The organism is Streptomyces niveiscabiei, assembly GCF_033794345.1.
Lineage (GTDB): Bacteria > Actinomycetota > Actinomycetes > Streptomycetales > Streptomycetaceae > Streptomyces > Streptomyces niveiscabiei.
The window spans coordinates 74860-89814 of sequence record NZ_JARAYJ010000015.1 but is presented as its reverse complement, the minus strand read 5'-3'; the positions used below and the strand labels follow the sequence as shown (position 1 = coordinate 89814).

The window sequence follows — 14955 nt, the reverse complement described above, 5'->3', positions numbered from 1 at the left end:
TGCCGGACGAGGCTGACGATCACTCTCTCAGGTACACCTCCGCCACCACCATCAACTCCGCCCCCATCGCCGCTACTTGCTCCCCGGGCAACAGCCTCCCCCCCACCTCGGATCCCCGCCCCTCGACCTCCACCGCGACCACCTCGTCCACCCCCAGCGCCGGACTCTCCCACCCCGAGAACCGCACCCGAAGCCCCTGCTCGAAGGAGCCCGGCAGGTGCCACAGGAACAACTGGTCGTCGCCGAAGAGGAGATAACGGAGGCCCTCACGACGGGCGAGGCGCTCCCGGTACAGAACCTTTCGCAGCTCGACCGTCATATGGCCCAGCGACTCCGCGTCCACATCCATCCGCCCGAAGAACAACTCCCCGGTGTACGGCGCGGCCTCCCCCGTCCGGAACGTCAACTCAGCGGCGCCCCCGTACAGTTCCCGAGCCGTCCGATACAGCTCCGACGTCGGCTGCACCCGGACCACCGTCTGCTCCCCGCCCGTTCCCAGCCGCACGGCGTAGACGGTGTCGAGCCCCAGCAGCAACCAGTCGCTCACCACTGCAACGCCCCATCAGGATCAGGCGACTTGGGAAGCCGCCGACAGACGAACGCGGCGATGAACACATCGTCCGGCGCGGTGTCGGAGGCGACGGCGGAGGACGCGGTCAACTCGTACTCCTGGTCACGGATGGCGAGTTGGGAGCCGTAGGACAGCACCTGGATCTTCACGAGCTTCTTGCGGCGCGTGCGCACGGCGAAGACGGCGCCGGGGACGAGGTCGGTCCCGGGAATGGGGGCATCGCGGTAGCGCAGGCGGTCGAGGGCGCGGCCGTCGAGGCCGTCGTAGTCGACGGCACCGAGGAGGACGAGCCCCGTATCGGCGCCGGGCGCGAGGCGTGCCCCGGTGCCGTCCCCGGTCCACTCCCAGCGGATGGACGCCTCGTCCATGCCGACCTCCAACCGCCACGTGTCGAAGTCGAAGGTGGTCATCGGCGGCCAGGTGTTCTCGGACGCGGCGCCGGGGGAGTAGGTGTGCGCCTCCCGGGTCAGATGGACGTTGCGGGCGAGCGCGATGGACTCCACGTACGAAGGGCAGCGGCCCTTGGGCACATCCCCGCCGTCGCTCAACTCCCGTACCCCGGACGAGAATCGCCACGCACGGGACCCGAACAGGTCCATCGGCGGATCCAGCCAGGGCCGTACGACGGACACCACCCGGTACTCGAAGGCGAGTTGGGAGACGGAGTTGTCGGTGGCGCGGTGCCCGAGCGCGGCGGAGAAGGCGGCCGGCGCCTGGTCGGCGAGGGTGAGGAAGAGTTCGCGGGTGAGCCGGACCTCGGTCCAGGGGGTGTCGAGGGCGGCGGCGGGGGAGTAGTAAGTGGGCGCGTAGAGCAGGCCGTTGGGGGCGGTGGAGAACTGGCCGGGCGCGTTGGGGTTGAAGGCGTCGCGGTGGCGTTTCCATGTGGCGGACGGGGACTTGGCGGCCAGCTCGGAGGACTCGCGCAGCGCGTCCTCGACCTCGGCCTTGCGGCCCGCCGTCTGCCACGCGTCCAGCGCGTCGTCCCGCTTCTGCCGCAGATCGGGCTCCTCGATGCGGGCCCAACGGTCGTGCGCGGCAGGGTCGGTGGACATCCGGGCCGTGTCCTCGGCACGGCGGTACTCGCGGTCGGCGTCCGTCCAGTTCTGCCGGGTGGCACGGTAGGCGCGCAGCGCGGCGGAGGGCGTGGGGTCGCCGGTGGCGGGGTCGGGGTCGTAGAGGTAGTCGATCGCGGCGTCGTACCGGGTGCGTTCCTCGGGGGTGAGGGAGCTGCGCGCCAGGTCGGCGGCGAGGACCTCGCCGTACACGTCCCACAGGTGAGGAGTGACCGGAGGGGTCCAAACCGGGTGGGTCGGGATGCGGTTGGCGAGTTCGGAGAACTCCGCGAGGACGGCGGCCCGCCGGGCGTCGAGGCCGCCTTCGAGGCGGAACTCGGCGTCCTTGTAGACGAGCGGGGTCACCGGGAGGGAGACCAGGTGGTCGGCGTCGGTCAACTGGCGCCAGAAATGGGCGCCGAGGCCGAAGAGGGACGCCGCGTCCACGGGGGACGCGGCCCACACGCCCAACTCGTCCATCAGACCAGCGAGTTCGGGTCGATGCCGTCGAGCAGGTTCGGTGTCTTGCCCAGCAGGTGGTTGACGAAGCCGATGATCTGCATGCCGGGGATGGTGATCGTGGTGCCGTCGTTCTCGTAGTGGTAGCGCCGGTCCGACTCCTGGTGGCTGTAGCTGCCCCGCGCGCTGAACGGCCCGAAGCCGACGCTGGCGCTCGCCGAGAACGAACTGTCGTGCATACGCAGGGCGGAGGCGAACGAGGCCGAGCGGATGGCGACGTCCTTCACGAAGATCGCCTGGAGCGGGTAGCCGATGAACCGGCCCTGCGGCGGGGTGCCCCCGTCGGACGGCATCTGGTCGTAGTTCCAGCCGTGCCCCTTGCGCAGGTCCCACCCCCGGTTCTCCAGGAACTCCGGGTAGAACCACGGCCGTACGATCTGCACCTGCGCGAGCTTGAACGACATCGCGAAGTCGTCCACCGCGTAATTGGAGTCGTACGTCGTCGAGTTGGACTTCACACCGGCGTTCGCGCTCCAGAACCCGAACCCGAAGCCCCCGCCCGCCGACCAGGACGTGTTCTCGGTGTGCTGATGCGAGTCGACCTGGCTGTGGTAGACGTTGTACTCGGTCCAGCCGCCCGCCGTCGCGAAGTCACCGGGGACGACGGTCGTGTAGTAGAACCGCTGGCCGGGACCGGACGCGCCGGTGAGCGTGCCCAGGTCGTAGAAGTTCTCCAGGTTCCGCTTCCACAGCAGCATCGACTTCTCGGTCGTCTGGTCGACGTACGCGTGGATCTGCTCGACCTCGTTCTTGTAGCCGCTCGTCGTCCAGTCGTCCATCGCGGCGGCGACCTGCATCCGGTACAGCTCCGCGTTGCTGGACCAGTCGGCGACCGCCTGCATGCCCGCCTCGCCGGTCGCGGTCTGCGCGGCCGTCCGCTTCGCGTTGTACACCGTCACAGCCTGCGCGTACGCCTGCATGCCGGCCTTGTACGCCTTCTGCATCGGACTGTCCTCGGTGACCTGCTTCTCCTCCTCGGTGATGATGTCCTTCACCGTCTTGGTCACCCGCAGCAGCCCGCGCATCCGCTCCAGCCGCTTCTGCTGTTCCGGCGTGAGCTGATCGTCGATCACCAGCGAGAACTTGAGGATCTGCCCGTAGATCTCGCTCAGCCGCGCCCCACTCGCGTTGCGCCACACCCCCTCCTGCCGGTCGGTCGAGTACGCGGACGTCACATCCGGGATGTAGTCGATCAACGAGGCGAAGTTGTACGCCTGTTGGAGCAGCAGCCGCTGTTCCGCCACGGTGCTCCCCGACGCGATGCCCTCCGCCGCGAACCTGAAGTCGGCGGGCTCGTACGGCAGTCCGGGCATACACCAGGTGATGAACGAGTCCTTCGCCGGCGGCACGGTCCCGTCGCCGCCGGTCAGGATCGCGAAGAGCTGGTTGCGGAAGAGGTTTCCGAGGTCGGCCAGTTTGTACGCCATGGCGTGTCCGCCCTTTCCGGGTTACCGGTGCGCCGCGATCGAGCGCATCGTGCTCGCCAGCACGTCGTAGTAGTTCGGTGCCGTCGCGTACCCCGCCGAGGCGATGGCCCGCGCGAACGCGTACGGATCGTCGGTGTGGTCGAACGCGGGCGAGTAACGGCTGTTGGCGCGAAGGAAGTTGCCGTGCGCCGAGAACGACTCCTCGGGGCTCGCGTACACCCGGAACCAGTCGCGCACGTCGTAGTCGTACTTGCCGTCGGCCCGGGGCGTCACCGAGACGACCTCCGGGAACGGCACGTCGGGACGGCTCAACACCTCATGTGTGCGGACGAGTTGGCGCGTCTCGGGTGGATCGGACGCCTTCGCCTTCACGCCGAAGAAGTTGTTGCCCGGCGCCTTCTCGCCCCACCCGGACTCCAGCGCCGCCTGCCCCAGCGTCACCAGCGCGGGAACACCGGTCGCCGTCTCGCTCGCGTCCGCGTAACTCCCGTACCGGGCAACGAAGTCGCCCACCTTCGAGGGCGCGGACGCCGCCGCCGACCAGACCGCGTCGTACGGCCCGACCAGGCCCGCCCACTGCTCCGACACGGTCTGCGGGACGCCGTCCTGCCGTTTGGTCGCCCAGTCGACGCTCACGTACTGCGTGCCCTTGAAGAAGTAGGCATGCCCGTTGCCGGGGTTGAGCGCGCCGTCGAGACCGGTGCCGACCCAGGAGGGGTCGACGCCGGACCAGCCGTCGGCGATCGCCTTGGGGTAGCCGGGGTCCTGCCGGTCGCCCGGCAGGTCGTAACGGGCGTACTGCGCACCGCAGAAGAAGTAGAGCTTGCCGTCGCCCCAGTTCATGACGGCGTCGATCGTCTCGAACGCGAGCCCCGCCCAGTTCCCGCTGATCGGCAGCGGGTAGTCGGCCTCGACCTCGCGCGTCTCGTACGGGACACGGACGTACTCGGTGCCCCGGAACACGTACAGATACCCCTGCCCGAGGTCCACGGCCCCGTCGATCCCCTCCTCCCAGCCGGGCGGCAACCCCGCCCAGGTGTCGGAGAGTTGCTGGTCGAAGTCGGGGTCGGCGGAGTCCGTGTCGATGGTGAAGGTCCGCACCGTCGAGCCGGTGAGGAAGTACGCCTCGGGTACGCCGCCCATGTCACGGCCTTTCGTCGGTGGGTTATGTACTCATTTCTAACGGGATCGGTGTGCTGAGCGCTTGGGGTGCTTGTCCCGTTCTTGTCCCGTCCCTCTGAGGCCCTGGTCCCTGGATGTCTGTCCCGCCGGCCGTCACCTTCTGTCCCCGGGGGCGTCCTCGTTCGGGTGAATACGCGAGGGTGAATACGCGAGGAAGGCCGGCACCCCCGAGAGGGCACCGGCCGTTCCGTGAGCGCGAGCGATCAGGCCGCCAACTCCGCCTCCTCCACCGGCATTTCGGCACGCTTTCCGTCCCGCATCACCAGCACCGCCACCACCGCAGCCACCAGCACCCCCACCGCACTCACGGTGAACGTCGTCCCCATCGACTCGGTGAACGCCGACCGCGCGGCGCCCAGCACCCCCGGCTCAGTGGCCCCCGCGATCGACTGCCGGGCCGCCTCGGGCGCGTCCTCCGGCATCCGCGCCGTGTACCCGCTGGTCAGCAGCGAGCCCAGGATCGCGATGCCCAGCGCCGTACCCGCCTGCTGGATCGTGTCGTTGAGTGCGGAGCCGACGCCCGCCTTGTCGGCCGGGATGGTGCCCATCAGCGCGGCGACGGCGGCCGGCATCGCGAGCCCGGCGCCGAGGCCGAGAAGTCCGAGGGAGACGGCGGGAGTTGTGAAGCCGCTGTCCGAGCGGACCGTCGTCATCAGGGCGAAGCACGCGACCATGACCAGCATCCCGGCGAAGATCACGAACCGGTTCCCGAAGCGGGCCGAGAGCTTCACGCCCACCCCGTTGCCGGCCAGCGCGGCGACGGCCAGCGGCAGGAACGCGAGCCCCGCCTCGACCGGCGAGTAGCCGAGCACGAACTGGAGGTACTGGGTCAGTACCAGCAGCAGACCGCCGTTGCCGATCTGGACGAGCGCCAGCGAGAGCGAACCTCCGCTGAAATTACGGTGCTTGAAGAGGACCAGCGGCACCATCGGCGACGCGGTGACGTTCTCCCAGACGACGAACCCGGCGAGCGCCAGCACCGCGACCACCAGGGTGAGCGCCGAACGGCCCTCGAACGCACCGTGCTTGGGGATCTCGATGATCCACCACACCAGCGCGGTCATCCCGACCGCCGACAGCACGGCGCCGATCGGGTCCGCCTTCTGCCAAGGCGCCCTGGACTCCGGCATCAAGGTCACTCCGGCGACCAACGCCAGTGCCACGACAGGGACGTTGAGGAAGAAGATCGAGTGCCAGGAGAAGTGGTCGATGAGGACGCCGCCGAGCACCGGGCTGCCGACCAGGCCCAGCATCGACACCGAACCCCACGCGGCCATCGCCTTCGGCCGTTCCTCCTCGTCGAAGACGGTGATCAGGATCGACAGCGTCGACGGCATGATCAGCGCCCCGCCGACGCCCATCGCGACCCGAACGGCGATGACCTCGGCGGGAGTTGAGCAGAACGCCGCCGCGAGCGAGGCCGTCCCGAAGAGGACCAGGCCGATCAGCATCACCCGGCGCCGCCCGAACCGGTCGCCGAGGCTGCCGGAGGTCAGGAGCAGGCCCGCGAAGACGAGGATGTAGGAGTCGAGGATCCACTGCGTGTCCTGCGCGCTCGCGCCGATGTCCGAGGTCATCGACGGGACCGCCACGGTGAGCGCCATGCTGTCGATCGTCAGCACGACCGTGCTCAGACAGAGCACGACCAGAATCCACCAGCGCCGCCCGCTCCTGCCGTGTCCGTCCATCGGATTCCCTCCCTTGCGAACATCGTGCGCCTGATGCGTACGGTGTTCTCGCTGCCGTTGCGCACACCGTACGCCACGCGGAACAGTGTGCGCAAGGAGGGGTGATCGCACCCCGGCGACCCTTCCGGCCCGGCCCCTCCGCGCCCCCGGAGATCCCGGCGCGCAGCCCCCCACTCCAGTCGCCGCCGCCCCCCACCCGAGTTGCTGATGCGCCGGCATCGGCCACAAGTGACTCATTCCTCACCGCTACTTGGCCGGTCCCAGACGCTTGAGCGTTGAAGAACCCCCGCTACAGTCGACCGACACGGGTGTCCCCGCACGGTCCCGCCGACGGGCGCCCGCCCCGCGCGGCCACGCCCGATCGCCGCGCAGCGCATCCGCACCATCCCGCACGGCCTCCGCACCAACACCCGCACGGCGTTCGAACTCCCGGGCAGGCCGCAGCACTTGGCGGCCATGTCACCGACACTCGAAGCAGCCAGGAGGTCCCCCGACCATGCCTCTGCGCCATCTCACCCCACATGACCAGCGGCTCTTCCTGCTCCACGGCACCGGCCCCGCCGCCTTCGTGCCGGACCCGCTGATCCACCGGGCCGTGGCCCGGCACGCGGCCACCACCCCGCACGCGATCGCCGCCGAACACCGGGGCCGCACCCTCACCTACGCCCAACTCGACGCGCACGCCGAGGCGTTGGCCGCACGCCTGCACGCGGAGGGCGTCCGCCCCGGCGACCACGTCGGCCTCTTCGTGCGCCGCTCCCTGCCGATGCTCGTCGGCCTGCTGGGCATCCTCAAGGCGGGCGCCGCCTACGTTCCCCAGGACATCGGCCTCGCACCGCCCGCCCAACTCGCCCACGTCATCGGCACCGCACGCACCCGCGTGATCCTCACCCTCGCCGAACACGCGCACCGCGTCCCGCTCCCGCCGGACCAGGGGCATCAACTCATCGACCTGGACGAGCCGTTGCCGCCCGCGAGGCTCCGGCTCCCCACCCCGCTGCCGGACGACGGCTGCTACGTCCTGTTCACCTCCGGCACCACCGGCCGCCCCAACGGCGTGAAGGTCACCCACCGCAACGTCGCCAACCTCCTGCTCACCGAACCGGGTTCGCTCGGCATCGGCCCCGGCGACCGCGTCGCCCAACTCCTCAACATCGCCTTCGACATGGCGGCCTGGGAGATCCTCGGCTGCCTCGCGCACGGCGCCACCCTCGTCATCCGCGACCGCGACATCGCGGCCACCGCCGGCACGGCGACCGTCCTGATCGCCACCCCGACGGTCCTGTCCGGCATCGACCCGGCCGCCTGCCCCCGGGTGCGCGCGGTCGCGGTCGCCGGAGAACCCTGCCCGCGCCCCCTCGCCGACGCGTGGGCGCGCCGGGCCGCGTTCTTCAACTGCTGCGGCCCGACCGAGACGACGATCGTCAACACCATGTCCCGGCACGACCCGAGGAACCCCCTCCTCACGATCGGCCGCCCCACCCCCAACAACACGGTGTACGTCCTGGACGCCGACCGCCGCGCGCTCCCGATCGGCGAGGTCGGCGAGATGTGGGCCGGTGGCGACTGCGTCTCGGCGGGCTACCTCACCGATGACCCGGGCGACCGCCTGAACAAAGAGCGTTACGCCCCGGACCCGTTCCTCGGCGGCGGCCGGCGCATGTTCCGCACCCGCGACCTCGGCCGCTGGACCCCGGACGGCCGCCTCGAACACCTCGGCCGCACCGACGACCAGGTGAAGGTACGCGGCTTCCGCGTCGAACTCGACTCCGTCTCCTCGGTGTTGGAGCAGGTGCCGGGCGTCGTGCGCGCGGTCACCCTCAAGCGCGACGACCGCACGCTCGTCTCCTTCGTCTGCCCGGCGGACGTCGACCCCGACACGGCCCGCCGCGCGGTCGCCGACGCGCTGCCGTACTACTGCGTACCCGATAGTGTCATGCCCCTGACATCACTACCGGAGACCGACCGGGGCAAGATCGACAAACCGGCGCTCCTCCAACTCGCCCCGGACCGCCCGGCGGTGGCCCGATGACGACGGAGCTGAGCCGCACCGGCACCCCGCTGCCGGCCCTGACCTCCCTGCCGCGCCGCCTCCTCAAGCACCCCCGGCTGATGCACTACAACCGGCTCGCGGCAACGGTGTTCCTGGTGAACGGGGCGTGCCTGTACGCGAGTTGGCCGGTCACCGAACAGGGCATGGCCCACGCGGTCCTCGCGAACCTCGCGCCGGCGATCCTCATCCGCCAGCAGTACGTCATCAACTTCCTCTTCCGGGCGGCGACTTCAGCCCCGGTCAGTTGGCCGCTGCGGGTCCGCTGGACGCTGGGCAAGGTCTACCACTTCGGCGGACTGCACGTCGGAGGCGCGCTCGCGGGGACGGCGTGGTTCGCCGCGCTCACCCTCACGACCACTAACAGGGCCGTCATGGCCGTGAGTTGGGCGCTGCTCGTACTGCTGCTGGTCATCGTCGCGACCGCGCTGCCGCCCTTCCGGTCCCGGCACCACGACCACTTCGAGAAGATCCACCGCTTCGGCGGCTGGAGCGCCCTCGCCCTCTTCTGGGCGCACACCGTCCTGACGGCGACCGGGCCCCTCGAACCGGCGGTGCTCGCGCTCGTCACGTTCAGCGTCGCGCTGCCCTGGCTGCGGCTGCGCAAGGTCGACGTACGGGTCGAACGGCCGTCCCCGCACGTGGTGTTGGCCCGCTTCGACTACGGCGAGACCCCCTTCGCCGGGTCCTCCACGGCCGTCAGCCGCAGCCCGCTCACGGAGTGGCACTCCTTCGCGAACGTCCCCTCGCCGGGCAGCCCGGGCTTCCGGCTGACCATCTCGCGGGCCGGGGACTGGACCGGGAAGTTCATCGACGACCTCCCGACGAAGGTGTGGGTCAAGGGAATCACCACCGCCGGGGTCGCCAACATCGAAGTCCTCTTCAGCAAGGTGGTCTACGTCGCCACCGGCAGCGGCATCGGCCCCTGCCTGCCCCACCTCCTCGCCGCCGAGGTCCCCTCCCGCCTCGTCTGGGCCACCCGCGACCCCCGCGTCACCTACGGCGACGCGCTCGTCGACGAGATCCTCGCCGTCCAGCCCGACGCGGTCGTCTGGGACACCTCCCGCCACGGCAAACCCGACATGGTCGGCCTCGCGTACGCCGCCTACCGCGACTTCGGCGCCGAGGCGGTCATCTGCATCTCCAACAAGAAGCTCACCTGGCAGGTCGTCCACGGCCTCGAACAGCGCGGAATACCCGCCTACGGCGCGATCTGGGACTCGTAGAAAGGATGGTGACGATGCGTCATCTCAAAACCGAGCGGTACGAGGGTGTCGTGCTCGTCCGCCTGCACCGGCCGCACGTCCTCAACGCGCTCAGCTCCGAGCTGCTCGCCGAACTCCTCGACACCGTACGGCCGTTGGAGTCCGACGACACGGTCGGCTGCGTCGTCCTCACCGGCTCCGAGCGGGCGTTCGCGGCCGGCGCCGACATCAGGGAGATGGCCGGGAAGAGCGCCGCCGACATGGTGGCGGAGGACTACTTCGGGGCGTGGGAGGAGTTCGCCGGCCTCCGCGTCCCGAAGATCGCCGCCGTCAACGGCGTCGCCTACGGCGGGGGTTGCGAACTCGCGATGATGTGCGACCTCGTGATCGCGGGGGAGTCCGCGCGGTTCGGGCAGCCCGAGGTCAAGCTCGGCGTGATCCCCGGCATCGGCGGCACCCAGCGCCTCACCCGCCTCGTCGGCCGCGCCAAGGCGATGGACCTGGTCCTCACCGGCCGCACGATGGACGCCCGCGAGGCGGAGAGCGCCGGGCTCGTGTCCCGGGTGGTCCCCGACGACCGGACGGTTGCGGAGGCGCTGGAGGCGGCGGCGACGATCGCCTCGTACGGCCGTCTCGCCGTCCGGGCGGCCCGCGACTGCGTCGACCGGGCGCTGGAGACCGGCCTCAGGGACGGCATCCGCTACGAACGCCGCGCGTTCCACGGCCTGTTCGCGACCGGCGACCAGCGGGAGGGCATGACGGCGTTCCTGGAGAAACGCCCGCCACGGTTCAGCGGGCGCTAGCGAGCGCCTGCCCCACCCCCGGTTCCCTCGGCCCCAGGAACCGGGGGTCCGGCGTGAACACCGCGTCCAGCGCCGCCTTGCCCGCCGCGAACACCTCGCGGGCGCCCCCGTACAGCCACGTCGCGTCGTGCTTCTCGGCCACGCCGACGCCGTACGAGTCGATCCCCGCGGCCTCACAGAGCGCGACGGCGCGGCGTATGTGGAAGCCCTGGCTGATCAGCACCGCGCGGTGGACGCCGAAGATCTTCTTGGCGCGCACGCACGAGTCCCACGTGTCGAAGCCCGCGTAGTCGCTCACCACGTGACCGTCCGGGACGCCGTGGCGCGTCAGGTACGCGCGCATCGCGTCCGGCTCGTCGTAGTCCTCGCGGCTGTTGTCGCCGGTCACCAGGACGACCTTGACGCGGCCCGCGCGGTAGAGGTCCGCCGCCGCGTTCAGCCTGCCGCGCAGGTACGGGGACGGCTCGCCGTTCCACAGGCCCGCGCCGAAGACGACGGCGACGTCCGTACGCGGCGCGTCCGCCGTCGTCCCGTACCGGCCGGACGTCGACACGAACAGCCACGTCGACGGCAGCAGCGCCAGCACGCACACCGCCATCACGGCCTGCACGAGCCGCCGCTGACCGGCACGCGTACGCGGCAGACGCGGCCTGCGCAGCGACAGCCTCCGCATGGACACCCCTCCCCGGACCCTCCCCGGCCCACCCCCGACGACGTTCACCAGGCAAGACGCACCCGGCGCTGATCAGGTTCACTCACACGCCCCAGCCCTTGCGAGAACACCCTCACACCACCCCCACCCCCACCGTGAACCCCCGGAAAACACCCGTGACGGTCACGCAACCACCCCGCAACGCCCCCGCGCGAGGATCGACCCATGTCCAGCCAGCTCAGCCGCCTCGCCCGGCGGCGCACCGCTCAGCCCGCGCTCGTGGTCGTCGCCCACGGCAGCCGCGACCCGCGCGCGTTGCGTACGGTCGGCGCCCTCCTGGACCGCGTGCGCGCGCAGCGCCCCGGTCTGGACGTCCACCTGGGGCACATCGAGCTGAACGAGCCGCTGCTCACCGACACGCTCGCGCGCGTGGACACGCAGGACGTCGTCCTGGTCCCCCTCCTGCTGGGCCGGGGCTACCACATCAAGCGCGACATCCCGGAGATGGCGGCGCAGACGCACCCGCACGCGCGCGTGGCGGGCGCACTGGGCCCGCACGCCCTCCTGGTCGACACGCTGGTGTCCCGCCTGGAGGAGGCCGGCTGGCCCACCCGCCCGGACGCCGGGTACGGCGATACGGCGATCGTCCTCGCGGCGGCCGGCTCCCGGGACCCCGACAACGCGGCCGACACGAACCGCACGGCCCACCTCCTCTCGGCCCGCCTGGGCGTCCCGGTCCTCCCGGCGTACGCCTCGACGGCGGAACCGGCCGTCCCGAGGGCCCTGGCCGACCTCCGCGCGCGCGGCTACACGCGCGTGGCCATCGCCTCGTACTTCACGGCCCCGGGCCGCTTCGCGACGGAGTGCGCGGCGGCGGCGCCCTGGATCGTCTCGGCCCCCTTGGGCGCGCACGAGTCGATGGCCCGCCTCGTCCTGACCCGCTACGACGACGCGACGGCGACGGCGGGCACCAGCAACGCGGCCTGACCCACCCCACTCCCGCACTTCCCCCCGCTCCGACCCGAGGCGCAGAGCCGAATTGTCAGTGCCTGCCCTTACTGTCGAAGCATGGAAGGCACCGATCCGAACGCCGACGAGAACACCGACGAGAACACCGACGAGAACACCGAGCCCGCCCCCGACCACACCCGCACCGCCCCCGCCTACGCCCCCTCCGCCGCCGACCGCTGGGCCCCCGAACCGGACAAACGCCCCGGCCGCACCGCCTTCCAGCGCGACCGGGCCCGCCTCCTGCACTCCTCCGCCCTGCGCAGGCTCGCGGGGAAGACCCAGGTCGTCACGCCGGGCACGCAGGGCCCGGTGTGGGACGCCAGCCCCCGTACGCGCCTCACGCACTCCCTGGAGTGCGCCCAGGTCGGCCGGGAACTCGGCGCGGCCCTCGGCTGTGACCCGGACCTCGTCGAGGCGGCCTGCCTCGCGCACGACCTGGGCCACCCGCCCTTCGGCCACAACGGCGAACAGGCGCTGAACGACTTCGCGAAGGACTGCGGCGGCTTCGAGGGCAACGCCCAGTCCCTGCGCCTGCTGACCCGCATCGAGCCGAAGCGCTTCACCCCGGAGGGCTCGGTGGGCCTCAACCTCACGCGCGCGACGCTGGACGCGGCGACGAAGTACCCCTGGCCGCGGGGCGAGCACCCCACGGACCCGAGGTCCCCCAAGTTCGGCGTGTACGACGACGACCGCCCGGTCTTCGACTGGATCCGCAAGGAGTCCCCCGGCACGCGCGCGTGCTTCGAGGCCCAGGTCATGGACTGGTCGGACGACGTGGCGTACTCGGTGCACGACGTGGAGGACGGCCTGCACGCGGGCCACATCGACCCGGCCGCCCTGTCCGCGCGGGCGGAACGCGAGGAGATCTTCCGTGTGGCGGTGGGCCGTTACGTCCCCGGGGACACGGATCCGGCCGAACTCGCGGCGGCCCTGGACCGCCTCCTCGCGCAGGACTGGTGGCCGCACGGCTACGACGGCACGGCGGTCGCCCAGGCCCGCCTGAAGGACGCGACGAGCCAGCTGATCGGCCGCTTCTGCCTGGCGGCGGAGGGCGCGACCCGCGCGAGGTACGGCACCGGCCGCCTCACGCGCTACGCCGCCGAACTGGTCGTCCCGCGCGAGACCCGCCTGGAGTGCGCCGTCCTCAAGGCGGTCGCCGACCGGTACGTCATGCAGCGCGCCGAACAGGAGCGCCTGCGCGCCGACCAGCGGATCGTCATCACGGAACTCGCCGAGGCCCTCACCGCGCGGGCGCCGTACGGACTGGACCCCCAGTTCCACGCGCTGTACGTCAAGGCACCGGACGACCACGCCCGCGAACGGGTGATCGTGGACCAGATCGCGTCCCTCACCGACGCGTCCGCGAGAGCCCTGCACACACGGCTGACGGGCCGCCCCTGAGATCGCCCCGCCGGGGCACTACCCCTTCCCCCCGAACGTTGCGTGCGGGACGCTCGCATGTGGCGACACCCTTACGAGGAGGCATCAAGTGGTCGACGCGGATCAGACGTTCGTCATCGTCGGAGGTGGCCTGGCCGGTGCCAAGGCGGCCGAGACGCTCCGTGCGGAGGGCTTCACCGGGCGCGTGATACTGATCGGCGACGAACGCGACCACCCCTACGAGCGCCCCCCGCTCTCCAAGGGCTACCTCCTCGGCAAGGACGACCGCGACAGCGTCTTCGTCCACGAACCGGCCTGGTACGCGCAGAACGACATCGAACTGCACCTCGGCCAGACGGTCACCGCGATCGACCGCGCCAGGAAGACCGTCAGCCTCGGCGACGGCACCCTGATCGCGTACGACAAGCTCCTCCTCGCGACCGGCGCCGAGCCGCGCCGCCTGGACGTCCCCGGCACCGGCCTCGCGGGCGTCCACCACCTGCGCCGCCTCGCCCACGCAGAGCGCCTGCGGCACGTCCTCAAGGCCCTCGGCCGCGACAACGGCCACCTGGTGATCGCGGGCGCCGGCTGGATCGGCCTGGAGGTCGCGGCGGCGGCGCGCACGTACGGCGCCGAGGTCACCGTCGTCGAACCCGAGCCGACGCCCCTGCACGGCGTCCTGGGCCCCGAACTGGGCCAGCTCTTCGCCGACCTGCACGCCGAGCACGGCGTCCGCTTCCACTTCGGCGCCCGCCTCACCGAGATCACCGGCCAGGACGGCATGGTCCTCGCGGTGCGCACGGACGACGGCGAGGAGCACCCGGCGCACGACGTGCTCGCCGCGATCGGCGCGGCCCCGCGCACCGGCCTCGCCGAGGCGGCCGGGCTCACGCTCGCCGACCGCGCGCACGGCGGCGGCATCGAGGTCGACGCGAGCCTGCGCACCTCCGACCCGGACATCTACGCCGCCGGAGACGTCGCCGCGTTCCCGTTCGCCGACGCGCGCCTGCGCGTGGAGCACTGGGCGAACGCCCTCAACGGCGGACCGGCCGCCGCGCGCGCGATGCTCGGCAAGGACGTCACCTACGACCGGGTGCCGTACTTCTTCTCCGACCAGTACGACCTGGGGATGGAGTACAGCGGCTGGGCGCCGCCCGGCTCGTACGACCAGGTCGTCATCCGCGGGGACGCCGGGAAGCGGGAGTTCATCGCGTTCTGGCTGCGCGAGGGCCGGGTCCTGGCCGGGATGAACGTGAATGTGTGGGATGTCACAGAGCAGATCCAGCGGCTGATCCAGAGCGGCGCCGAGGTCGACCCGGACGCCCTCGCGAACCCCGCGACCCCCCTGGAGTCCCTGGCCGCCTGAGCCCGGACGGGGGCCGCCTCGGCACCGGAGTGTCGGTCGGCCCCCGTAG

12 protein-coding genes are annotated in these 14955 nt (G+C 71.3%); 6 read left to right on the top strand and 6 right to left on the bottom strand.

The genetic code is table 11. The features are described from left to right. Positions 1-19: 19 nt before the first annotated feature. The 5 genes from PV682_RS21885 to PV682_RS21865 all read right to left on the bottom strand — a co-directional run bounded on the left by PV682_RS21885 (position 20) and on the right by PV682_RS21865 (position 6439). Positions 20-547, bottom strand: coding sequence for a hypothetical protein (locus PV682_RS21885; RefSeq protein WP_319732348.1), 528 nt, complete (start codon positions 545-547; stop codon positions 20-22). After that, complete coding sequence (locus tag PV682_RS21880; protein WP_319732346.1) at positions 544-2103, bottom strand: hypothetical protein; 1560 nt, start codon at positions 2101-2103, stop codon at positions 544-546. Before PV682_RS21880 ends, PV682_RS21885 begins: the two co-directional genes overlap by 4 nt. Next, entirely contained in the window at positions 2103-3569 is a 1467-nt protein-coding gene (locus PV682_RS21875; protein WP_319732344.1) for a hypothetical protein, read from the bottom strand. Before PV682_RS21875 ends, PV682_RS21880 begins: the two co-directional genes overlap by 1 nt. Before the next feature lie 21 nt (positions 3570-3590). Beyond that, positions 3591-4712 carry a hemopexin repeat-containing protein gene (locus PV682_RS21870; protein ID WP_319732342.1) on the bottom strand — a complete coding sequence of 374 codons (1122 nt, stop codon included), beginning with the start codon at positions 4710-4712 and terminating at the stop codon, positions 3591-3593. Between the two features lie 242 nt (positions 4713-4954). Further along, complete coding sequence (locus PV682_RS21865; RefSeq protein WP_319732340.1) at positions 4955-6439, bottom strand: MFS transporter; 1485 nt, start codon at positions 6437-6439, stop codon at positions 4955-4957. 496 nt (positions 6440-6935) lie between these two features. On the opposite strand from PV682_RS21865, the gene PV682_RS21860 reads away from it, so the two are divergent. Genes PV682_RS21860 through PV682_RS21850 form a run of 3 tightly spaced genes read left to right on the top strand, consistent with a single transcriptional unit; the run spans position 6936 to position 10497 of the window. After that, the gene (locus PV682_RS21860) at positions 6936-8471 is read left to right on the top strand and encodes an amino acid adenylation domain-containing protein (RefSeq protein WP_319732338.1); all 1536 of its coding nucleotides are present in this window, start codon (positions 6936-6938) and stop codon (positions 8469-8471) included. Next, positions 8468-9715, top strand: a complete 1248-nt coding sequence (locus PV682_RS21855; RefSeq protein WP_319732336.1) for a ferredoxin reductase domain-containing protein — start codon at positions 8468-8470, stop codon at positions 9713-9715. Before PV682_RS21860 ends, PV682_RS21855 begins: the two co-directional genes overlap by 4 nt. Before the next feature lie 14 nt (positions 9716-9729). Beyond that, the gene (locus tag PV682_RS21850) at positions 9730-10497 is read left to right on the top strand and encodes an enoyl-CoA hydratase-related protein (protein WP_319732334.1); all 768 of its coding nucleotides are present in this window, start codon (positions 9730-9732) and stop codon (positions 10495-10497) included. On the opposite strand, the gene PV682_RS21845 is transcribed toward PV682_RS21850, so the two are convergent. Beyond that, complete coding sequence (locus PV682_RS21845; protein ID WP_319732332.1) at positions 10484-11170, bottom strand: SanA/YdcF family protein; 687 nt, start codon at positions 11168-11170, stop codon at positions 10484-10486. The genes PV682_RS21850 and PV682_RS21845 overlap by 14 nt on opposite strands. A 204-nt stretch (positions 11171-11374) precedes the next feature. Between PV682_RS21845 and PV682_RS21840 the strand changes: the two genes are divergently transcribed. From PV682_RS21840 to PV682_RS21830, 3 genes are all read left to right on the top strand, one after another. Further along, positions 11375-12136 (top strand): sirohydrochlorin chelatase, encoded by a 762-nt coding sequence (locus PV682_RS21840; protein WP_319732330.1) that lies wholly within the window; start codon positions 11375-11377, stop codon positions 12134-12136. Positions 12137-12217: 81 nt separating this feature from the next. Continuing rightward, entirely contained in the window at positions 12218-13561 is a 1344-nt protein-coding gene (locus PV682_RS21835) for a deoxyguanosinetriphosphate triphosphohydrolase (protein ID WP_319732329.1), read from the top strand. An 88-nt stretch (positions 13562-13649) separates the two neighbouring features. Beyond that, a complete protein-coding gene (locus PV682_RS21830; RefSeq protein WP_319732327.1) occupies positions 13650-14906 on the top strand; it encodes an NAD(P)/FAD-dependent oxidoreductase in 1257 nt (418 codons plus the stop codon). Positions 14907-14955: the final 49 nt, after the last annotated feature.